This is a genomic window from Arthrobacter sp. FW306-1B-G06A, assembly GCF_058781765.1.
Genome location: NZ_JBYSXB010000028.1, coordinates 1 through 21744 on the forward strand (window position 1 = coordinate 1; position 21744 = coordinate 21744).

The following is a 21744-nucleotide window of genomic DNA, read 5'->3' on the forward strand; positions in this document are numbered from 1 at the left end:
CTGCTGGTGCTGCGGGGGTGGCAGTTGGTGACCCCGGCGCAGGTGCGGCCTGTGAAAGGCCGGATCCCGACGGCGGTGCGGACGCCGTCGTCGTACTTTCAGCGCTTGCGGTGGTGTTTGAGATGGAAGGGGCGGCAGTTCCGGAGGGCAGGGCCGGGACGGTTCGCGGTCCGGAGGCAGGGGCCATCACCGTGAGAAGGCAGGCCACCACTACGGCAACGGGCACCGCAATTCGTCTCAATGTTTCCCCAGATTCGCATCGTGCCACCGTTCCCAAATACAACAGCGGTAACGGCAGTCTATGTGGTGCACTATAGTCCCATGCGCCACTCCGGCACCACGGGGTACGGGGTGGATACGGTACTTTTGATCCTGTGCTGATCTCTGACCGCGACATACGTGCCGAAATCGACTCCCGACGTATCGTCCTGGAGCCCTACGACCCCGCGATGGTTCAGCCGTCCTCGGTGGATGTGAGGATTGACCGCTTCTTCCGGCTGTTCGACAACCACAAATACGCGCACATCGACCCCTCCGAGGAGCAGCCTGAGCTGACCCGCCTGGTTGAGGTGGAGGGCGACGAACCCTTCATCCTGCACCCGGGCGAGTTCGTGCTCGGTTCAACGTACGAGACCGTGAGCCTGCCGGACGACGTCGCCGCACGCCTTGAAGGAAAGTCTTCGCTGGGGCGCCTCGGCCTCCTGACGCACTCCACGGCCGGCTTCATCGACCCCGGGTTCTCAGGCCATGTGACCTTGGAGCTGTCCAACGTTGCCACGTTGCCCATCAAGCTGTGGCCCGGCATGAAGATCGGCCAGTTGTGCTTCTTCCGGCTCTCCTCGGCGGCTGAGCATCCCTATGGTTCCGGCGGATACGGCAACCGTTACCAAGGCCAGCGCGGCCCCACCGCGAGCCGCAGCCACTTGAACTTCCACCGGACGACGGTCTAGCCCCTGCCTGCTTGGGTTTTCCAAGACGCTCGCTCAGATATGTGGGCAATACCGCGGACGCTCGCTCAGATCATGTGAGCGAGCGTCCAAAGGAAACGCCCCAAAAGTGAGCGGGCGTCGGGGAACGGCCGATGCTCACGCTTCGAAGGACGCAATAGGCTCGGATGCCTTCGGTTTGCGTGAGGACTTGCGGAAGGCCTTGACCGTGGGCTCCACGAAGCGGGCTGCGAGCGGTCCGATGATGGCCATGAGCAGCACATACGCGGTAGCGAGGGCGGCAAGCTCGCGCGGCACGACTCCCGAGGCCACGGCCAGGCCTGCGATGACAATGGAGAATTCACCGCGGGCAATCAGGGCGGCTCCTGCGCGGAAACGGCCGGGAACGGCGATCCCTGCCCGCTTTGCCGCCCAGAATCCGGTCAGTACCTTGGTCACGGCTGTCGCGAGTGCCAGGAGCAGCGCCCAGCCCAGGACCGGCGGGATGCTGGACGGGTCCGTGTTGAGGCCGAAGGCTACGAAGAAGATGGCCGCGAAGAGATCCCGGAGCGGTTCAAGGATCCGCGTCGCGTTGTGGGCCGTTGCCCCCGAAATGGCAATGCCCAGCATGAACGCCCCCACGGCCGCGGAGACCTGGAGGGCGGACGCGATGCCGGCCACCAAGAGCGCGGCTCCGAGGAGATTGAGCAGGAAGACTTCGGAGTTTTCGCTGTGCACGGCCTGGGATACCCGGTGGCCGTGTTTGAGGGCCACCACCAGCACCAAGGTGACCACGGCCAGCGCAATACCCACCGTCTGGAGCCCGCCCAGGAAGCCCACGCCTGCGAGGATCGCAGTCAGGATCGGAAGGTAGATGGCCATGGTGAGGTCTTCGAAAACCAAGATGGCCAGGACCACCGGCGTCTCACGGTTACCGATCCGGCCGAGGTCCGTGATCACCTTCGCGGCGATGCCGGAGGAAGAAATATAGGTGACACCGCCCATGACGATCGCCCCGACAAGCCCCCAACCGAGCCACACGGCGATGCCGGCACCCGGAAGAAAGTTCAACACCAGGTCCAGCACACCGGCTTGCCACGAGCGCCTCAGCCCCGTGACGAGTTCCGCCGCCGTATATTCCAAGCCGAGCATCAATAGGAGCAGGATGACACCGATTTCGCCGGAAAGATGGGCGAACTCGTGCATGCCATCCAGTTTGATCAGTCCACCCGCCCCGAACGCCAGTCCCCCCACCAGATAGAGCGGAATGGGTGACATGCCGATCCTGCCGGCCAAGCGAGCCAAGAGGCCGAGACAGAAAACGACTGCGCCCAGCTCAATGAGGGTCAGGGCCAGGGGGTCCATGAACGTCAGCCGTTGCGCAGAATGGCAGCCGCAGAGTCAAGACCTTCCTGCGTACCGACAGCCACCAGCAGATCACCCGTGTGAAGGACGACGTCGGGAGCCGGTGAGGGAACCACTTCGCCTTCGCGCATGATCGCCACGATCGAGACACCACTGCGGGTGCGGATCTGGGCTTTGCCCATGGGCTGGTTGTTGAAAGGGGAGTCAGCGGTGATGGAGAACTGCCGCGTGACAATGCCGGGGATTTCCTTGTGGGCTTCGGCCAAACGCATGGCGATGTGCTGACCGCCCAGGAGGTTGCCCAGGGCGGCGGCTTCGTCTGCGGTCAACGGGATGGATGCCTGGCAGGTATCGGGATCGTCCCACGTGGAGACGAAAAGCTCGGTCTCACCCTCCCGCATCTCGACAACACCGATCCGGCGTCCCGAGGCCGTGATGAAATCCTTGCGGACCCCGAGGCCTGGAAGTTCTGTCTCATCCACGTTCATACGTCCACCCTAGCCCTCTTGAAGGGGCGGCGGAATGATGCCACTCGGGGCCGTCGCGCAAAGCGGCCCGCGCCTTTCTAGGGGGCCAAAGCCAGGCCGCGCGCGGCGTCGTCGTAGTACTCGCGGTTAGCCAATCCGGACGCTGCCGCCTCGTCGAGAACCACCACGGCGTCGGCATGCCATTGCAAGATCGAACCCGGGCACGACGCCGTCAGAGGGCCCTCGACGGCGGCAGCGACCGCGGCGGCCTTCGCGGCGCCGGTGGCGATGAGCACCAGCCGGCGCGCCTCCAGCACGGTCCCCAATCCTTGGGTGATGCAGTGGGTCGGGACGTCGCCGTCGTGCTCGAAGAAGCGGGCGTTATCCAGCCTCGTGCGGGCCGTGAGCCGCTTCAAACGGGTCCGCGAGGACAGCGAGGATCCGGGCTCATTGAAGCCCACATGGCCGTTGGCGCCGATGCCGAGGATCTGCACGTCGACCCCGCCGGCGGCAGCTATGGCGGCGTCGTAGGCAGCCGCTCCCGCTTCGAGCTCGGCCTGGGTGGCGCCGCTACCGTCGGGGACATTCAGCCCGGCCATGGGAAGCCCGATGACTTCGCAGACCTCGCGGATCAGGACCTCGCGGTAGGACTGGACATGTCCGGCCGGAAGGCCCACATATTCGTCCAAGGCGAATCCCTTGGCGGCCGAGAAATCCACGCGTCCCGCAGCGGCCGCGGCTGCGAGCTCCGCATACAGTCCCAGCGGAGACGAACCGGTGGCCAGTCCCAGTACTGGGCCCGCGCCCGCAGGGAGTCCTGAGAGGACGGCTTGGGCGGCGGCCGAAGCAGCCGATTCCGGAGTGGGCGTGACAATGACTTCCATGGCAACTTTCTGTCGATGGATTGGGCGTGGTGCGGTCAGGCTTTGGCAGTGCCGTTCAGCAGCGCCGTCAGGGCCTGGGACACCGTGAGCGACGCACCATAAGTGACGATGTCCGCCCCGCCGCGTGGCCAGCCGCACTCGACGGCGATCACCGCGTGCCCCTCGGCCCTCAAGCGGGCGAAGACGGTCCACAGCGGGTGTTCGGCATCCAAGCCGCGCCCGACGACGGCGACCCGCGCGCCGTCGGGCACCTCGCCTTCGCGGACCACTGCCGAAGTTGTGGCAGCGGGGCCCCAAGGCACGCGGCCGACCGCGAAATTGGACCCGGTTTCGACCTGCACGATCGCTACGGGTTCCTCCCGCGCCAGCCACCTTTCGGCGGCTTCGGACACCTCGAAGGCCTCGGCGATGCGCTCCCCGTCGAGCGCCTTCGGCGCGGCAGGCACCCCGGCATGCTGCGGCTGGCCGGGCAGGCCGAGCTGGCCCCTGATGGCAGCTTCCTGGATTTCCGCGGCACCCGCGGCGGGGAACCGCGAGGACAGTGCTTGCGTGCGGGCAACAGCGTCTGCCAGGCGTTCCATGGGCAGCCGCCCGTCGCCAACGGCATCGGCGATCGCGGTGATCGTCTGTTCGAAGAGGGCCGGTCCGGTTTCCGAACCAAGGCACAGCAGGTCCGCCCCGGCGATCAGTGCGCGGACGGCTGCTTCCGGAATGCCGGTCTGGGCGGACGCGCCGGCCATGTCCAGGGCGTCCGTGATGATGACGCCCTCGAACCCCATGTCACGGCGCAGCAGGTCCTGCAGGATGCGCGGGGAGAACGTGGCGGGGTGGTCCGGGTCCAGGGCTTCGACCAGGATATGGCTCGTCATGACGGTGGCCCCGCGAGCCGCGACGAGCGCGCGGAACGGGACCAGCTCGCGTGCGTCCAGGGTGGCGGCGTCGGCCGTGACCCGGGGGAGCGCCAGATGGGAGTCTGTGGTGGTGTCGCCGTGGCCCGGGAAGTGCTTGGCACAGGACGCAACACCGGCGTCTTCGAGTCCACGGATCCAGGCGGCGGTATGCCGTGCCACCAGGCCCGGTTCGGCCCCGAAGCTACGCACGCCGATCACGGGATTGTCCTGAGCGGAATTGACGTCGGCATCCGGGGCCAGGTTCAAGTTGATGCCCAGGCCTGCGAGCTCGTGGCCGATGGCGCTGGCGCTGGCGGCGGTCAGTTCGACGTCGTCCAGACGCCCGAGCACCGCGTTCCCGGGCTGCGTCGATCCCGTGAGGTAGTGCAGCCTCGTGACATCGCCGCCCTCTTCATCGACGGCGATGAGCGTGTTCGGGGAATGTGCGCGGAGCCCGGCGCAGAGCTCGCGCAACTGGACGGGGGACGCCACGTTGGTGCCGTAGAGGCACACAGCCGCCAACCCGGCGTCGTACGCTTCAAGGATCCAGACGGGGACGGCGATGCCGGTAAATCCGGGCATGAGGGTGCCTGCCGCGAGACGGCGGAGGTGGGCGCGGGCGGGCCCGGTGGCAAGAGACTGAGTAGCGGGGGACTGAATCGTGTCCATGTCCGGCTCCTTCGAAGGGATGCTTGGTCTGTAGTCAGGGTTGGAAACGGCGGGGCGGCACTCAGGCCACACCAAGCTGGTTCCACAGGACCATCACGGCGGCTCCACGCAGGACGATGTCCTGTGCGTCTGCCGCGAGACGGACGGACACCGGTGAAGGGTCCTGGTGCAAGAGCCGCTCAAGCAGGGTCTGCTGGACGGCGTTGAGAAGGGGGCCTTCCAAAAGCTCCCGGGGTCCGCTGAGGACCACTTCGCCCAAATCGAGGGCGCCAACCACGGGCGCGAGCGCGATGGCGAGCCGCTCGCCCGCTTCCCGGAGTACGACGGCGGCCGCGGCCTCCGGTTGGGAGCTCGCCGCCGCTTCGGCCAGGGCACGTTCGAGGCTGGGGACTGACATCCAGGTTTCGAGGCAGCCTGTTTTACCGCACTTGCACACGGTCCCGCCGTCGGTGCCGACTGTGACGTGGCCGATTTCGCCAGCCGCGGAGTGGGCGCCCCGGGCACGCCTGCCGCCCACGATGAGTCCTGAACCGACACCGCGGCCGATCTTCACGAGGATTTCGTCGTCGCTGCCGCCGCCGAAAGTGTGGTCCGCATGGACTGCGGCGTCAGCATCGTTGGAAACGAGGGTCGGAAGGCTGGTCCGCTCCTGGAGGAGATCGCGCAGGGCGACGTCCTTCCATCCGAAGTTGGGGGCCGTGGTGACCTCGCCGCCCGCATTGACGATGCCGGGGGTCCCGACGCCGATCCCGAGCAGCGTGGCGGTGGCCCGGCCGACGGCTTCCGAAGCGAGTTCGAGGACCTCGTTGACGACGTCCGGGCCGGTCTCCTCGGAGATGGACCGCTCGACCCTTTCGAGGATGTTGCCGTCAAGGTCCAGGACGGCGGCACGCAGCACGGAATTTTCCGCCAAGTCCATGCCGATCACTTGGAGGCCCCGGCGGTTGATGTCTACCAGGATGGCCGGCTTGCCGGGGCGGACTTCATCGGACTGTCCCAGTTCCACGACGTGGCCGCGTTCGAGGAGGTCCGAGACGAGGTCCGATACCGTGACGCGGGTCAGGCCCAGGACCCGGGAAAGTTCCGCACGGCTCATCGCCCCTGCAGAGTGGAGCGTTTGGCGCACCAAGGAGAGATTGTGGGCACGCCCATCCGAAGGCAGGGTCGCTGCGCTTGCTCGATCGGTGCGCTGGCGGTCACGAAGGGCTTCCATGTGAGTTAGTAAACTCTACTAACAATCAAAGATCAAGGGTTTGTGGCAGATTGTGTGAGCCCCATCTGTCAGCTCAGCGGCACTGTGGCGATTTCCGTCTTGTCGGGTGCCTTGACGGGCAGGATCACCAGCAAGCCGGCCAGGAGCACCACCATGATGCCCAGGATCCCCCAGCGTTGGGCCGCGCCCGGGGCAACCAGGGGCGTGGCCAAGGTGATGCACAGGGTGAAAAGTGCCGGCGCCAGGAAGCTCACGGCCCGGCCGGTGGTGGCGTAGAGCCCGAACAGCTCGCCGGATTCGCCGTCGGGCGCCAGCCTCGCGAGGTAGGCGCGGGAGGAAGCTTGCGCCGGTCCAACGAAGAGGCACAGGAACAGTCCGAACACCCAGAAAGTCGTGCTGCCTGCCCAATGGGTCCCGAAGAATACGTAGTCGCCGTTGCCAAGCACCAGGATGACGGTGCCGGCGACCAGGAGTCCCATGAGGGAAATGACGATGACGGACTTGGGCCCGATCCTGTCGTCCAGGAATCCGCCGATCATGGCGCCAACGGCGGCCACCACATTGCCGAAAATCGCGAAGAAGATGACCTGTTTGAGCTCGAATCCAAAAGTCCCGGCAGCAATGACCCCGCCGAAGGTGAAGACCGCCGCCAGGCCGTCGCGGAAGATGGCGCTCGCGAGCAGGAAGTAGATGGTGTGCGGGCTGGTTCGATAGATGGCCTTGATCCGGCGGACGAGCAAACCATAAGAGGCCAGGAACCCGAGCCGGGATTCCGCTTTCTTGACGGAGAGCTCCGGCACGGCGAAGAGGACCGGTAGCGCGAAGATGAAGAACCAGAGCGCGGAAAAGACAGCCACGAGCCTGATATTCAGGCTGTCCTGGGTGGAGGCCCCGAACCACTCAAAAGACGGCTGGACGAAAAGCTGCAGCACCGCGAGCAGCGCGATAATCCCGCCCAGATACCCCATTCCCCAACCGAAGCCGCTCACTTTGCCGATATTGGCAGGGGTGGAGATCTGGGCCAGCATGGCGTTGTAATTGACGCCGGCGAACTCGAAAAACACATTGCCGAGCGCAATCAACGTGACGCCCAGCAGCAGGAACTCGGGCTTGGGGAAGACGAAGAAGCACGAGCCCGTGAGGACAGCCACGAGGGCGGTGTTGACCCCCAGCCACAGTTTCCTGCGGCCACCGGAGTCGGAGCGCTGACCGGTGACCGGTGCCAGGAGCGCAATCGCGACGCCGGCAATCGCCAGCGCGGCACCCAACGTCGCCGACGCCGAGTCTTCCCCGCCAAATGCCTTGGACGTCAGGTAGACGGTGAACACGAAGGTGGTCATGACGGCATTGAATGCCGCGGAACCCCAGTCCCAGGATGCCCACGCAAGGATTTGGCCCTTGTTCGACAGGGCAGGCCCCGAAGCAAGCTCGGATGACGGGTGCGGGGCCTCAGGCGCAGTTGCCATGTTCATGGTTGATAAACTACCTGCACCGAACCCAACGCTTGACCGCCTGCTCCAACTTTTGACAACTTATTCCTGACTTTGCGGAGATTCCAGTGATCACAGTTCTTGCCGTGACCTTTGCAGCGGCAACTGTGGCGCCCTGGATCTTCCGGAAACTTCAACGGAATGCCTTCTACGTCCTTGCAGCAGTTCCCGCCCTCGCCTTTGTCTGGCTGCTCCTGCAGTACGACCGGATCTATCCCGGAAAAGGCGGAGCCGCCACGGGCGGCTTCATCGAAGAGACCCTCCCATGGATTCCGAACCTCAAGCTTGAATTCGCCTTCCGCATGGACGTCCTGGCGTGGGTGATGTCCTTGCTGGTCCTGGGGGTCGGCGCGTTGGTCCTGGTCTATTGCGCCAGGTACTTCAAGAACAAGGATGCCGACCTCGGCGGATTCGGGGCCCAGTTGCTTGCCTTCGCCGGCGCGATGTTCGGCCTGGTGACGGCGGACGACCTCCTGATGATGTTCATCTTCTGGGAACTCACCACCGTCCTGTCCTACCTGCTGATCGGTTATGCGCGGACCCGACTATCCGCGCGGCGCTCGGCTTTGCAGGCGCTCATGGTCACCACCGCCGGGGGCCTGGCCATGCTCGTGGGCCTCATCATTCTGGGCCAGTCCTCCGGAACATACCGGATTTCGGCGATCATGACCCAAGCGGCCACCCTCGTCACGGGATCTGCGCAAGGTGCGGTTGCTGCCGCCGTCGTACTCATCCTGGTAGGTGCGATTACCAAATCGGCGCTGGTCCCCTTCCACTTCTGGCTCCCCGGGGCCATGGCCGCGCCCACCCCGGTGAGCGCCTACCTGCACGCAGCGGCCATGGTGAAGGCCGGCATCTACATCGTGGCCCGCCTGGCTCCGGGATTCAGCGAAAGCCCCTACTGGTTGCCGCTGGTGCTTGGGCTCGGCCTGGCGACGATGCTGGTAGGCGGCTACCGGGCGCTCCGGCAGACCGACGTCAAACTCATCCTTGCCTATGGAACCGTCAGCCAGCTCGGCTTCCTCACCATGGTGGTTGGCCTCGGCCGGCCCGACGCCGCACTGGCCGGCCTCGCGCTGTTGCTGGCGCACGGACTCTTCAAGGCTTCCTTGTTCCTGGTTGTAGGCATCATCGACCACCAATCCGGCACGCGCGATATCCGCAAGCTCTCGGGCGTGTACAAGTCCTCGAGGGCGCTCGCCATCGTGGCGGGCATCGCCGCGGCGTCCATGGCCGGCATACCTCCGCTGGCGGGTTTCGTGGCCAAGGAATCCGTGTTCGAGGCGTTCGTGCACTACGGCACTAGTCAATCCGGTACTGGCCCTGCTTCCCAACCGTGGGGGCTGGTCCTGCTAGTCGGCTTGGTGCTGGGGTCCATCCTCACATTCGCTTACAGTGCCCGCTTCATGTGGGGTGCGTTCGCCACCAAGCCGGGCGTGGAACGGACGCCCTTCAAGGCCATCCAGCCATCGTTCCTGGCGGCTCCGGCCATCTTGAGCTTCCTCACCATCGTGTACGGCCTGTGGCCGGATCCCGTTGACGGCTGGATCCAGCCGTATGCGGCGCTTTTTGTGGAACCCGCTGCCGGAACAAACGCAGCCGGAACCAACGCAGTCGGAACAAACGCAGCCAGCGCCAGCCACCTCGCGCTGTGGCACGGGCTGACGCCCGCCTTGGGACTGACCGCCGTGACGTTCGCGGCCGGCGTCGCGATGTTCTACGGCCGGAACGTCGTGTCGCGGGCGCAGGGCCGTATCCCGGACTGGGTGGACGGCGACCGCGCGTACCAGCGCTCCATCGGAGCCCTGGACGACGTCGCCGTGTGGGTCACGGGGCGCACGCAGCGCGGTTCCCTGTACTTCTACCTTGCGGTCATCCTCACGGTGGCTTTCGCTGTCCCCTTGACGGCACTCATCGTGGCCAACAAGCCACTCCCGGGCGGGCTCTATGTGATCGACCCGAATTCCCCGCTCCAGCTCATCGCCGCGGCAGGAATCGTTGTTGGCGCTCTCGCGGCGGTCCGAGCCAACAAGCGCTTCCTCGCCGTGCTGATGGTGTCGGTCACCGGCTACGGCATCGCACTCATGTTCGCGTTGCAGGGAGCCCCGGACCTCGCATTGACGCAAATGCTGGTGGAGACCATCATCCTGGTGGCCTTCGTGCTGGCGATGCGCAGCCTCCCTCCGGAGCTCCGTGACCGCACCGGCGGCAAGTATCGGGTGGTTCGCGTCATCATTGGCGTGGCGTTCGCGGTCACCATGATCTTCGTGGCGATCTACGCGATGGGCGCCCGCATCGCCGAGTCTGTGTCGCTTTCGTTCCCCCGGCTGGCCTATGAAGGCGGCGGCGGACTCAACGTGGTCAACGTGACGCTGGTGGACATCCGGGCGTGGGACACCTTCGGCGAGATCTCGGTGCTGGCGGTCGCTGCCACCGGCGTCGCGAGCTTGATTTTTGTCCGCAGCAGGGGCGAGCGCCTCAACAAGGCCGCCACCATTCCCGAGGGCACGGTGGGAAGGCGCGCCGCCGCCGGGGGCAGTTCGCGCGACGACGCCTCGCTGGCACTCGTCCGCAAGTTCGCGGGCTCCCTGACGGACCCCTGGCTCGTGGCCGGCCGAACCCTTGCACCGGAACGGCGTTCCATCATCTTCGAAGTGGTCACGCGGCTGATTTTCCACTCGATGATCGTTTTCTCCGTGTACCTGTTGTTGGCGGGACACAATCTTCCGGGTGGCGGCTTCGCCGGCGGACTCACGGCCGGGCTTGCCCTGACCATCCGTTACTTGGCCGGCGGACGGTTCGAGTTGCGGGAAGCCGCACCGATCAGCGCCGGCATGCTGCTGGGAACCGGCCTTGCGACGGCGGCCGCAGCGGGCTTCGTACCGTTGCTTCTGGGCGGCCAGGTGTTCCAAAGCGCCATCATCGAGTTCTGGCTACCGTTGTTCGGGGACATCAAGTTCGTGACCTCCACGATCTTCGACGTCGGCGTGTACCTCGTGGTCGTAGGCCTGGCCCTGGACGTGCTGCGGAGCCTGGGAGCCGAGATCGACGAACACTTCGAAGAGACCGCCAGCGGAGACGTCCGGGATTCAGGGGATGCCCGATTGGAAGTTCCCACCTCCGCACCAACGGCCGCAACCACGGCGCAGTCGGCAACAACCTCGCTCGGGAAGGGGACCCCATGAGCGTCAACTTGACCTTGTTGATCGTCATGGGAGTGCTCTACGCCTGTGGGATCTATTTGATCCTGGAACGCAGCTTGACCCGCGTTCTCCTGGGGCTCATGCTCCTGGCAAACGCCACCAACCTGCTGATCCTCGCGACGGGTGGATATGCCGGACTTGCCCCGCTGTTCAACAAATCGACGGATCCGCGCGACTACAACGATCCTTTGCCGCAAGCGTTGATCCTGACGTCGATCGTGATTTCCTTCGCGGTGACGGCATTCATGCTCGGCATCATCTACCGGACCTGGGCATTGGCACGGCAGGACGACATCCAGGACGACGCCGAAGACCGGCGCGTCGCGAAGACACCCAGCTTTGACGCCGAAGACGACTCGGTAGTTCCCGAGGAAACTTCCGAATTCCCGGTTACGGCAGTCACCGAAGCAGCCAAGGAAGGAGGCCCCCAGTGAACATCGCCAGCCTGGCGCCGCTCGCCGTCGTACTTCCCATCCTCGGTGCCGCACTGACGTTTGCCCTGAACAGGAACCCGCTGGCCCAACGCGCGGTCAGCATCGCTTTGTTGTCTCTGACCTTGCTCCTGGAATGCTGGCTCCTTGCCTCGGTATGGACCACAGGCACCGCATCCGTCACCCTAGGCGGCTGGCAGCCGCCGTTTGGCGTGGTGATGGTGGTGGACCAGTTCTCCTCGCTCATGTTGGTGGTCTCCTCCGTCATCAGCCTCGCGGTGCTGATCTACGCCACCGGCCAGGGCATGGCCGACGGCGACCGTGAGGCACCGGTGTCGATCTTCCACCCGACCTACCTGATCCTGGTGGCCGGTGTCTCGAACGCCTTCCTCACCGGTGATCTCTTCAACCTGTACGTCGGCTTCGAGATCCTGCTGACGGCGAGCTACGTGCTCATGACACTGGGCGGTACCGGTCCGCGCATCCGCGCCGGGGTCACCTACGTGGTGGTTTCCGTCGTGTCTTCGGTGTTGTTCCTGATCGCTATTGCGATGATCTACGGAGCCACCGGAACCATCACCATGGCGGATCTGGCTATCAAGCTGGCCGAATTGGATCCGGGCACCAGGAACCTGCTCCACGTCATGCTGCTCGTGGCCTTCGGCATCAAGGCCGCCGTGTTCCCGCTGTCCTTCTGGCTGCCTGACTCGTACCCGACCGCACCGGCACCGGTCACTGCCGTGTTCGCCGGTTTGCTCACCAAGGTGGGCGTCTACGCCATGGTCCGTACGGAGACCCTGCTGTTCCCGGGCGATACCTTGAACACCCCGTTGATGGTGGTTGCGCTCCTCACCATGCTCGTGGGGATTCTCGGTGCCATAGCCCAGAGCGACATCAAACGATTACTCTCCTTCACCTTGGTCAGCCACATCGGCTACATGGTGTTCGGGCTTGCCATGTCTTCCGTAGCCGGGCTTGCTGCCGCCGTCTTCTATGTGGCCCACCACATCACTGTCCAAACGAGCCTGTTCCTGGTGACCGGCTTGATCGAGCGCCGCGGTGGGAGCTCGTCGGTGGACAGGCTGGGTGGGCTCGCCAAGCTGTCTCCACTCCTCGCGCTCTTGTTCTTCATTCCGGCCATGAACCTCGCGGGAATCCCGCCCTTCTCCGGGTTCCTGGGGAAGCTCGGACTCCTGCAGGCAGGCATCGCCCTCGGGACACCACTGGCCATTACCTTGGTGGTGGGCGGGGTGGTCACGAGCCTCTTGACCTTGCTGGCCATTGCCCGCGTCTGGAACCGCGCATTCTGGCGGAAGCCCGAGGACGCTGACTACCCGGCCGCCGTCCTCAAGGACACGGCGGCCGTCGGCCTGCTTCCGAGGACCATGGTGGGGCCAACCGCCGCGCTGGTGGTCTTTGGCGTGGCGCTGACAGTCTTCGCCGGTCCGCTGTTCCAATTGGCCGGCAACTCCGCGGAACAGATGCTGGACCGAACGGCGTATATCCATTCCGTGCTCGGCGAGAATGCCAAAGTCCCGGGCATCGCTGCGCCGGGTGCGTCGACCCCACTGCAGGGGGTTGGCAAGTGAGCCGCAAGCGGATTTCGTTCCGCACCGAGTTGCCCCTGCTGGTCTGGCTGGTGGTCGTGTGGGGTGCGCTCTGGCGGGACTTCAGCCCCGGCAACCTGGTATTCGGTGCGCTGATCGCCGTGGTGGTAGCCAGGGTCTTCTACTTGCCTCCAGTGGAGCTCAGCGGACGATTCAACGTGCTGCGCGCCATTCCTTTCGCCGTCGTGTTCCTTGGCAAAGTGGTGGCCGCGAGCTTCCAGGTCATGTACCTCGCGGTCTTCCGCGGGCCCTTGGTAACCAACGCCGTCGTCGCTGTTCCCCTCCGTAGCCATTCCGACCTCATGGTGACCGCAACAGGGCACGTGATTTCGCTGATTCCGGGTTCCTTGGTGGTGGAGGTGGACCGCTCGACGTCCACGCTCTATATCCATGGGCTCAATGTCCGCAACGATGTGGACACCGCCAAGCTGCGCAAGGAAGTCCAAGACACGGAGGCCTCGCTGATCCGGATCATGGGTACCCAGGCGGAAATGGACGCACTCCAGGCCGAAGGCTGGCCTGCAACGAGGGGAGCTCGCTCGTGAAAGACATCGTGCTGATCGTCACGGCGGTGATCCTTAGCCTCGCCGCCGCCGGCGCGATCTACAGGATCGCCGTCGGGCCGTCCCTGCTGGACCGGGTGCTCGCCTCGGACGTGCTGCTCGCCATACTGGGTGCTGCGCTGGCCATCGACATGGCCGTCAACAGGCACCTCAACAACCTCGTGCTGCTCGTCGCGCTGACGCTGATCGGTTTCATCGGATCGGTGACGGTGGCGCGCTTCGTGGCCGACCGGAGAGGACAGGTCAATGACTCCTGACGCCACCGGAGCGGATGCCGTCATCGATGCCGTCACCGCGGTGCTGCTGATTGTCGGTGCGGTGATGTCATTGGGCGCGGCGATCGGCCTGTTGCGCTTCCCGGACCTGATGAGCCGCATGCACGCAGCTACCAAGCCGCAAGTGCTCGGGCTGTTCCTCGTCTTGGCGGCCATCGGGCTGCAGATGCGCGAATGGTGGGTGTGGCCGATCCTGGCCGTCGCTTGGATCTTCCAATTGCTGACGGTGCCGGTGTCCGCACACATGGTGGGCCGCGCAGGCTACCGGACCAAGCACCTGCACCCCGAGTTGCTGAGCATCGACGAACTCGAGGCCGTGGTGCTGCGGGCCGCCGGTCAACGGGCAGCGGAGAAAGCCCAAGCCGACCCGACAACTCCCCACAGCGGGAACGGTGGGAGCCCAGGCCCTCACGGCGCCAACGGCGGGCCGTCAGCCTAGACGATGTCCTGTGTCTTCGAGAAACGCGAGATGGCGCGCTGGGTACTGCGGCTTGCGAAAACCTGGATGACGGCGCTGACAGTCGCCGAAATCAGGGCGAAGGTCAGTGCAGAGCGCAGGCTTGCCTCCATATCATCGTGACCCTTGGGAGGTTTCTTGCCGGTGGACTTTTCCCACAGCGCATTGACGAGCTTGGTGCCGACAAAGCCAGCGCCGATGCTCACGCCGGTGCCGAGCAGTTTGATGAGGAGGTTCATTCCGGGACTCCTTGCGGGTGGAAACAGGACCGTCCCCAGCCTAACCCCACTTCAGGGCAGTTCCGGAGCAACGGATGGAGCTTGGCGCCTCTGCCGGAAGAACTCCTCCAAGGCCCCGGGCTTTGGACGGACAGGCACGATGTCACGGTCCTCGCCCAGTATCGCTTCCACTGTGCCGAGGGCGAGGAGCTCATCCAGCAGCGCCAGCGTGGGCGGCATGAGCTTGAGTGTTCCGGCGACTTCGGCGTCCAGGATTCCGCGGACGGGCATCCACAAGGACGATGACGCTTCCGTTGTTTGGTGCCTTGGCTCGGCACCGGAAAGCGGGCAGGCAAGGTAGAAGTATGTGTCGAAGCGCTTGGGCTGGTCTGCCGGGGTGACCCAGTTGGCCCACGGGCGGAGGGTGGCGGCGTCAAGCTTCAGCCCGGCCTCTTCGAACACCTCACGCTGCGCGGCCGCCAGCACCCGGCCGGCGTTGAACCTGGCGGAGGCAGGCTCGACGGCGATGCTGCTCCGGTGCCATGCAGCGGCGTGCTGCTCGACGACGTCGTCCGCGAAGTCCCAGCCGGAGCTGTCCACCTGGTCCACCCGGCCCCCGGGGAAGACCACCATGCCCGCGGCGAAATCCATCGTGGACACCCGGTGCTGGACGAACACCTCCAAAGCCTGCGCCGCATCTTCAGAGCCCCCGGGAACCGCGGCATCCCGGACCAGGATCACGCTTGCGGCGAGCCTCGGTTCCGCCACCGTGGTGCTGTTCGCTTCGCCATTGCCTGCCAAGACCGCTCCTTTGCCCGCTCTGCCGCGTCACATTCTGCTGGATCATTGTCCCAGTTTCTGCGGCCGCCCGCGCCATTCCGGGCCGGCCTGCGCTCACCCGGCGAGTGATCCAGCAGAATCCGTCGTCCCCGCGTGTTTGTGACCGTTCCGCGGACGCCAACACAGCGCCCGCAACCCCGCCAAGGTGTAAACTGAACCACGCCCAAAAGGGTGGATTGATAACGACAGGGGAGCGCCGCCGTCGGGCACGCAGCAATGCGGCACGGAGGACGGGCGCTGAGAGTGCGGACAGCCGCAGACCCTCGAACCTGATCCGGCTAGTACCGGCGCAAGGGAGTCGAGTTCTCATAGTGTCCGGACCGGCGCGGCGGAAGCCGCTCGCAGGCAACCGGGAACACTTTCCCCTCCTGTTCCTCAGGAGGACAAAATGACTGGTATTTCTGCAAGGCCGGGCCTCACCAAGCCTGGTTACAACTGGCGCGTCGTGGACATCGTCGTGGCGGCACTCATCTCGATCGCCGGTGGCGTGATCTTCTGGGCATGGGACCAGATGGCTTTGGTTGCCACGCCTATGTCCGCCGGCTACCCTCCGCTGGGCGGCCTGATCGCCGGCGGCTGGATGATTCCGGCAGTCTTGGGCATGCTCATCGTCCGCAAGCCCGGTGCGGCAATTTTCTGCGAAACAGTGGCCGCCACGAGTGAGCTCATCATGGGTTCCCAGTACGGCACCACGGTGCTGATCTCGGGCCTGCTCCAGGGCCTCGGTGCGGAACTCATTTTCCTGGCCTTCATGTACAAGAAGTTCAACCTGCCGGTGTCCCTGCTGGCCGGTGCCGGTGCGGGCCTGTTCTGCGGCCTGAACGACTCCTTCTTGCCGTGGGGCTGGAACATCGCCTACGAGCCGGTCGACAAGCTCGCGTACATCGTGTTCTGCACGATCTCCGGGGCCGTCATTGCCGGTGCCCTGTCCTGGATCGCTACCCGCGGCCTGGCCAGGACCGGTGTCCTGAGCGCGTTCGCGTCACGCAAGGCCGCCTCGGAGCCCGTCTTTTCCTGATGCCCAGTCCTGATTCCGGCACCTCTGCCGTGGTGCGACCCGCCGCCATTTCCGCGCAGGGCTGGGGCTGGCGGCACGCCGGCCGCACCACGCAGGCCATCCACGCCCTGGACCTGGACATCCGTCCGGGCGAGCGCGTCCTGCTGCTTGGCCCCTCGGGCGCAGGCAAGTCGACGTTCCTCCATGCCCTGGCGGGCGTGCTGGGCGAGGAAGGCGACGACGCCGACGAGACCGGCTCGTTGCTGGTTGACGGCGTTTCCCCGAAGGCCCAGCGGGGCCGTGCCGGACTCATGCAACAGGACCCCGAAACCCAGGTGGTGCTTTCCCGCCTGGGCGACGACGTCGCGTTCGGCGCCGAGAACCTTTGCGTGCCGCGGGACGAGATTTGGAAGCGGGTCCATGAAGCGCTCGACGACGTCGGGCTGCTGCGGAGTGCCGGTGGCAGTGCCAGCGGCAACTTTTCGCTCGACCACCCGACGTCGGCCCTCTCGGGCGGGCAGAAACAGCGCCTTGCGCTCGCCGGCATACTGGCAATGCGGCCCGGCTTGATCCTCCTGGACGAGCCGACCGCCAACCTTGACCCGGCCGGCGTCTTGGAAGTGCGCGATGCCGTGGGCCGCTGCCTGGACAAGACCGGCGCCACCTTGGTGGTGGTGGAACACCGGGTATCGGTCTGGAAAGACCTCGTGGACCGGATTGTGGTGCTTCAGCCGGGCAGTTCCTCCTCCGCGGGAGGTTCGACGCCGGCGGTGCTTCTGGACGGCGACCCGGACACGGTTCTGGCGCAAGCAAGGGACATGCTCACTGCTGCGGGCGTCTGGGTGCCTGGTTACGTGCCGGCCACCCGCCCACGTTCGGGAACAGGCGCCGGACCGGCGGCCGACTCCGGGGCGGGGAGCTCCCGGAATGGGGGCGAGTTGCTGCTCGCCACCCAGGAGCTTGCGGTGTCCCGCGAACGGACACGGCGCCGGGGGTTCAAAACGATCGCCCCGCGTCCTGTGCAGTCCGGACTCGACGCCGAAGTGTTTGCCGGGCGGGCACTGACCATCACCGGTCCCAATGGCGCCGGAAAATCGACCTTCGCTTTGACCCTCGCGGGGCTGTTGGCGCCGATATCCGGGGCGGTGACTGCCGCCGTCGGGCTCAGCGACGGCGCGGGCCCCGACCCGTTCAAGTGGAAGGCCCAGCAGCTGATCTCCCGCATCGGGACTGTGTTCCAAGAGCCCGAGCACCAGTTCGTCACCGGCCGCGTCCTCGATGAGCTCATGTTCGGCCCCAAGCATCTTGGCCATGGCGAGGAACGGGTGGACGAGTTGCTGGAACGGCTGCGCTTGGGGCATCTCGTGGACGCCAATCCGTACACGCTCTCCGGGGGCGAAAAACGGCGGCTATCCGTGGCGACGGTGCTCGCCGCGCACCCCCGCGTCCTGGTGCTGGACGAACCCACTTTCGGCCAGGACGCGAACACGTGGGCTGAGCTTGCGTCGTTCCTGTCCGAACTGCTCGACGCCGGCACCTCCGTGGTTTCCGTGACCCACGACCAGGAATTCAGCTCCGTCCTGGGCGGCGCCGAGATGCGGCTCGAGCCTGCATTCCAAGGCGGCGCCCGGCAGGAAGCAGGTGCGGCATGAGGGACGCCCTGACCCTGCGCGGCAACAACGCCCTCCTGACACGCGCCAATCCGCTGGCCAAGTTCGTGTCGGTCTTCCTGATCACCCTGGTGTTGGCGTTGTCCATCGACTTGGTGTCAGCCTCGACCGCGCTCCTCGGCGAATTGGCGTTGTTCCCCCTCGCGGGGCTCACCGTGCGCTTGCTCTGGCAGCGCGGCTGGCCCTTGATTATCGCGGCCGCGCTCGGAGGTTGGAGCACCGCGATCCTGTCGGCGGACAGCGGAAGGATACTGCTCGACGTCGGGATCTGGTCCATTAGCGAAGGCTCGCTTCAGCTTGGACTCGGCTTCATGCTGCGGGGTCTTGCCATAGCGCTGCCTGCCATTCTCCTGATGAGTTGCACCGATCCCACCGATCTCGCCGATGCCCTGGCGCAAAAGGCGAAACTGCCGCACCGTTTTGTCTTGGGTACCCTGGCGGCCCTGCGGCTCGTGGGACTCATGGCGGAGGAGTGGCAGACCATCGGCATGGCACGGCGCGCGCGGGGTGTCGGCTCGCACGGAAGTCCGCCGCAACGGTTCAAGGCCATGCTTGGCCAAAGCTTTGGTCTGCTGGTGCAAGCGATCCGACGGGCGTCCCGCTTGGCGGTAACCATGGAGGCGCGCGGCTTCGGCGGCGGACGACGGACCTGGGCGCGCGAATCCACCTACAGCCGCCTGGACGTCTGGGTTCTGGGCGGCGGGCTGGTCATCGCTGCCGCGGCCGTACTCGCGGCCCAATGGGCAGGGACCTGGCACTTCGTCTGGCTGAAGCAGCCCAACTAGCTCGCAGTTGTTGTCGTTTTGACGCTTCAAAACGACAACAACTGCGAGCTACTTGGGTATTTGCGGGCGGGCCGCCATCCGGCAGCCCCGGGCACGCGACGGCGGCCGTTGCGACTTACTTATCGCACGAGACGACTATTCTCGGGCTGAATCAGCGGGTTGCGTCGCAGAATCTCCAATTCTTAGACCATCTGTGATATTTATTGATCATGACGCAACCGACTGCCGAACATGTAGGTCTCCTCCTTCGCGACGCCCGCGGCGAAAAGGGCTGGACACAGGGACAGCTCGCCTCGGAACTGGGCACCAGCCAAAGCGCCATTGCCCGCATGGAACAAGGCAAGCAGAACCTTAGCCTGCGCATGATCGAGCGCCTCGAGTCGATCTTCGGACGAACCATCGTCAAGGTCGGCAAACGGCAGATGACCCACCTGCGCGTGGAGGGCGGACGTACGCTCTCCGGCTCGGTGGACGTCAACAGCAGTAAGAATGCCGGCGTCGCACTGCTTTGCGCGAGCCTCATCAACCGCGGCACCACCACCTTGCGACGGCTCGCCCGGATCGAAGAAGTCAACCGGATTGTCGAGGTATTGACCTCCATCGGCGTCGAATGCACCTGGCTGAACGGCAACGATCTGCGCATCCGCCGCCCGGAAAGGCTGGACCTCGCCTCCATGGACGTGGAAGCCGCACGCCGCACCCGCAGCGTCATCATGCTGCTCGGCCCGCTCCTCGATGAGGCTGCCTCGTACCAGCTGCCCTACGCCGGCGGTTGCGATCTCGGGACCCGGACCGTGGAACCGCACATGCAGGCATTGCGGCAGTTCGGACTCTCCGTGGAAGCCAAATCAGGCTTCTATTCAGTGCAGGCCCCGCCGGCCGACGGCGAGCACCGCACCTTCGTGCTCACGGAGCGCGGTGACACCGTAACGGAGAACGCCATCATGGCCGCCGCACACCGCAGCGGTACCACGGTGATCCGCAATGCCAGCCCCAATTACATGGTGCAGGACCTTTGCTTCTACCTGCAGGGGCTCGGCGTGGTCATCGACGGCATCGGGACAACCACCCTGAAGATCACTGGGCGCCCGGCGATCGACGTCGACATTGAGTACTTCCCGTCCGAAGACCCGATCGAGGCCATGAGCCTGATCACCGCGGGCATCGTGACCAACTCGGAGGTCACCATCTGCAGGGTCCCCATCGAGTTCATGGAGATCGAACTTGCCACGCTCGAGCAGATGGGCCAACAGCTCGACATCTCCGGCGAGTACTTTGCGCGCAACGGACGGACGCGCTTGGTGGATGTCACCACCAAGCCATCACGGTTGCGCGCTCCGGAGGACAAGATCCATCCGATGCCGTTCCCGGGTCTAAACATCGACAACTTGCCGTTCTTCGCGGTCATCGCCGGCAACGCCGAAGGCCAGACCATGATCCACGACTGGGTCTACGAAAACCGGGCCATCTACCTGACCGAACTCAACAAACTCGGCGCCCAGGTTCAACTGCTCGATCCGCACCGCATCTACGTCAATGGCCCCACCAAGTGGCGTGGCGCGGAAGTCGGATGCCCCCCGGCACTGCGACCCGCAGCTTGCCTGTTGTTGGCCATGCTGGCGGCCCGCGGCACGTCCGAGTTGCGCAACATCTACGTGATTGAGCGCGGATACGAGGACCTGGCCGAGCGACTCAACACCATCGGCGCCAAGATCGAGTACTTCCAGGACTGACGTGGACGGAGAACGTCGGAATCTGCACGATTCGGACTGACCAGCAGGACATTCTGCTGCATCATCCGGAGTCAGCGTTCGCTCACCCCCGAAAACAATGGGTTTGCCTTCTGCGCCCTGGCGATGATCCGGCAAAATCCGTCGTTGCGATCACCTCTGTTCGTCGTGCAGGGCGAGGACGGCACGGATTTCGTCCATCACCTGCTCCGGGTTGTTCCAAATCTGCTCGGGGGCGAAGCTCAGGAGGTCAAAGCCACGTGCCTGTGCAGCGTTCAGGCGTGCCATATCTTTCCTCCAAGCCTCCCGCGAGCTGTGGAAGGCGAAGCCGTTGACTTCAACGATGAGCCACCGTCCAATGAGAAAGTCCACACGTCCCACGCCGCGGATTTTGACTTGGCGACGGAATGTCAGGCCTTCTGATTCGAACAGCAGACGGGCGCTGATCTCCGGTACGGATTCGGACAGGCCGTCTGCCTTGGCGAGAAGCCTCCTGGCGTTTCCGTAGTAGTTGGCGGAGATCTCGCTTTCGAGCAGGGCCCGCGGGATGCCGAACTGCTGCATGGCAGACTGCGCAATCGAAATGGCATCGACCTCTGGCAAGCAGACCAATGCGTGAATCACAGTGTCCTCGACGGATGCCAAGGGGACGGCATTCTCCCGAGATAGGCGTAGGCCGCCATGCCGGACGAAGCCCCGGCCCCGGCAGTGCCGCGTAGCCAGGTGCACGCGCATGGGCTTGTCCTTGATCCACAGGCCGTAGCGTAAAGCTGCGCTCGCGCAGGTGACATGCCCGTTATTGAGGATCGCCGTGAGGTATTCCTGATCCGCTGACGGGAGGGCCCACACGCCTTTTCGCGGTTGGTGTGCCCCGGCGGAAGCCAACTTGCGGATGGCTGAGGGCGTATAGCCGCTGGCGCGCAGTAGGCCCACGCGCGCGACCCCACCCACCGTGGCAAGGAATTCCAAAGCATCCATGGATCCAGCTATCCATGGAATTGCGGCTGACGCCCCAGGGAATGTGCCGTATGTGGATGAGTTGGCGGACATTCTGCTGGATCACC

General features: G+C 65.1%; 21 protein-coding genes and 1 riboswitch. Of the genes, 12 read left to right on the forward strand and 9 right to left on the reverse strand.

Features of this window, described 5'->3' with window-relative positions; translation table 11 throughout:
- Both AC3WJM_RS14900 and dcd read left to right on the forward strand, forming a co-directional pair.
- On the forward strand, window positions 1–317 hold a 317-nt coding region (locus AC3WJM_RS14900; protein WP_492272255.1), incomplete at its 5' end, for a hypothetical protein.
- A 57-nt stretch (window positions 318–374) separates the two neighbouring features.
- Window positions 375–950: a dCTP deaminase gene (dcd, locus tag AC3WJM_RS14905; protein ID WP_059389836.1), complete on the forward strand. Its 576-nt coding sequence runs from the start codon at window positions 375–377 to the stop codon at window positions 948–950.
- 135 nt (window positions 951–1085) lie between these two features.
- Here the strand turns inward: dcd and AC3WJM_RS14910 are convergent, their stop codons facing one another.
- From AC3WJM_RS14910 to AC3WJM_RS14935, 6 genes are all read right to left on the reverse strand, one after another.
- Window positions 1086–2291: a cation:proton antiporter gene (locus AC3WJM_RS14910; protein ID WP_059389837.1), complete on the reverse strand. Its 1206-nt coding sequence runs from the start codon at window positions 2289–2291 to the stop codon at window positions 1086–1088.
- Window positions 2292–2296: 5 nt separating this feature from the next.
- Window positions 2297–2779, reverse strand: coding sequence for a cation:proton antiporter regulatory subunit (locus AC3WJM_RS14915; RefSeq protein WP_059389838.1), 483 nt, complete (start codon window positions 2777–2779; stop codon window positions 2297–2299).
- Between the two features lie 77 nt (window positions 2780–2856).
- Complete coding sequence (locus AC3WJM_RS14920; protein ID WP_284991141.1) at window positions 2857–3642, reverse strand: glucosamine-6-phosphate deaminase; 786 nt, start codon at window positions 3640–3642, stop codon at window positions 2857–2859.
- A gap of 35 nt (window positions 3643–3677) precedes the next feature.
- Window positions 3678–5201, reverse strand: a complete 1524-nt coding sequence (locus tag AC3WJM_RS14925; protein WP_492272256.1) for a glycoside hydrolase family 3 protein — start codon at window positions 5199–5201, stop codon at window positions 3678–3680.
- A gap of 61 nt (window positions 5202–5262) precedes the next feature.
- Window positions 5263–6414, reverse strand: coding sequence for an ROK family transcriptional regulator (locus AC3WJM_RS14930; RefSeq protein ID WP_306963167.1), 1152 nt, complete (start codon window positions 6412–6414; stop codon window positions 5263–5265).
- Window positions 6415–6482: 68 nt separating this feature from the next.
- Window positions 6483–7886, reverse strand: coding sequence for an MFS transporter (locus AC3WJM_RS14935; RefSeq protein ID WP_492272257.1), 1404 nt, complete (start codon window positions 7884–7886; stop codon window positions 6483–6485).
- A gap of 86 nt (window positions 7887–7972) precedes the next feature.
- Between AC3WJM_RS14935 and AC3WJM_RS14940 the strand changes: the two genes are divergently transcribed.
- The 6 genes from AC3WJM_RS14940 to mnhG are packed head-to-tail and all read left to right on the forward strand — an operon-like array spanning window position 7973 to window position 14422.
- Window positions 7973–11089, forward strand: a complete 3117-nt coding sequence (locus AC3WJM_RS14940; RefSeq protein WP_492272258.1) for a Na+/H+ antiporter subunit A — start codon at window positions 7973–7975, stop codon at window positions 11087–11089.
- Entirely contained in the window at window positions 11086–11541 is a 456-nt protein-coding gene (locus AC3WJM_RS14945) for a Na(+)/H(+) antiporter subunit C (RefSeq protein ID WP_236813318.1), read from the forward strand. Before AC3WJM_RS14940 ends, AC3WJM_RS14945 begins: the two co-directional genes overlap by 4 nt.
- Window positions 11538–13127: a Na+/H+ antiporter subunit D gene (locus tag AC3WJM_RS14950; protein ID WP_307054880.1), complete on the forward strand. Its 1590-nt coding sequence runs from the start codon at window positions 11538–11540 to the stop codon at window positions 13125–13127. Before AC3WJM_RS14945 ends, AC3WJM_RS14950 begins: the two co-directional genes overlap by 4 nt.
- A complete protein-coding gene (locus tag AC3WJM_RS14955) occupies window positions 13124–13690 on the forward strand; it encodes a Na+/H+ antiporter subunit E (protein ID WP_059389842.1) in 567 nt (188 codons plus the stop codon). The genes AC3WJM_RS14950 and AC3WJM_RS14955 overlap by 4 nt, the downstream gene beginning before the upstream one ends.
- Entirely contained in the window at window positions 13687–13965 is a 279-nt protein-coding gene (locus tag AC3WJM_RS14960; protein WP_059389843.1) for an MrpF/PhaF family protein, read from the forward strand. Before AC3WJM_RS14955 ends, AC3WJM_RS14960 begins: the two co-directional genes overlap by 4 nt.
- Window positions 13955–14422, forward strand: coding sequence for a monovalent cation/H(+) antiporter subunit G (gene mnhG, locus AC3WJM_RS14965; protein ID WP_284991147.1), 468 nt, complete (start codon window positions 13955–13957; stop codon window positions 14420–14422). Before AC3WJM_RS14960 ends, mnhG begins: the two co-directional genes overlap by 11 nt.
- Here the strand turns inward: mnhG and AC3WJM_RS14970 are convergent.
- A complete protein-coding gene (locus AC3WJM_RS14970; RefSeq protein ID WP_059389844.1) occupies window positions 14419–14679 on the reverse strand; it encodes a DUF4235 domain-containing protein in 261 nt (86 codons plus the stop codon). The two genes, mnhG and AC3WJM_RS14970, sit on opposite strands and share 4 nt — an antisense overlap.
- Window positions 14680–14730: 51 nt before the next feature.
- Window positions 14731–15459, reverse strand: coding sequence for an NUDIX hydrolase (locus tag AC3WJM_RS14975; RefSeq protein WP_492272259.1), 729 nt, complete (start codon window positions 15457–15459; stop codon window positions 14731–14733).
- A gap of 216 nt (window positions 15460–15675) precedes the next feature.
- Window positions 15676–15812, forward strand: a riboswitch (TPP riboswitch).
- A gap of 74 nt (window positions 15813–15886) precedes the next feature.
- Between AC3WJM_RS14975 and AC3WJM_RS14980 the strand changes: the two genes are divergently transcribed.
- The 4 genes from AC3WJM_RS14980 (at window position 15887) to AC3WJM_RS14995 (ending at window position 20683) form a co-directional block, all read left to right on the forward strand.
- Complete coding sequence (locus AC3WJM_RS14980) at window positions 15887–16516, forward strand: ECF transporter S component (protein WP_492272260.1); 630 nt, start codon at window positions 15887–15889, stop codon at window positions 16514–16516.
- Window positions 16516–18147 (forward strand): ABC transporter ATP-binding protein, encoded by a 1632-nt coding sequence (locus tag AC3WJM_RS14985; protein WP_492272261.1) that lies wholly within the window; start codon window positions 16516–16518, stop codon window positions 18145–18147. The genes AC3WJM_RS14980 and AC3WJM_RS14985 overlap by 1 nt, the downstream gene beginning before the upstream one ends.
- Window positions 18144–18950: an energy-coupling factor transporter transmembrane component T family protein gene (locus AC3WJM_RS14990; RefSeq protein ID WP_284991150.1), complete on the forward strand. Its 807-nt coding sequence runs from the start codon at window positions 18144–18146 to the stop codon at window positions 18948–18950. The genes AC3WJM_RS14985 and AC3WJM_RS14990 overlap by 4 nt, the downstream gene beginning before the upstream one ends.
- 209 nt (window positions 18951–19159) lie before the next feature.
- Window positions 19160–20683, forward strand: a complete 1524-nt coding sequence (locus tag AC3WJM_RS14995; RefSeq protein WP_492272262.1) for a UDP-N-acetylglucosamine 1-carboxyvinyltransferase — start codon at window positions 19160–19162, stop codon at window positions 20681–20683.
- 150 nt (window positions 20684–20833) lie between these two features.
- Here the strand turns inward: AC3WJM_RS14995 and AC3WJM_RS15000 are convergent, their stop codons facing one another.
- Complete coding sequence (locus tag AC3WJM_RS15000; RefSeq protein ID WP_492272263.1) at window positions 20834–21658, reverse strand: endonuclease domain-containing protein; 825 nt, start codon at window positions 21656–21658, stop codon at window positions 20834–20836.
- Window positions 21659–21744 lie beyond the last annotated feature (86 nt).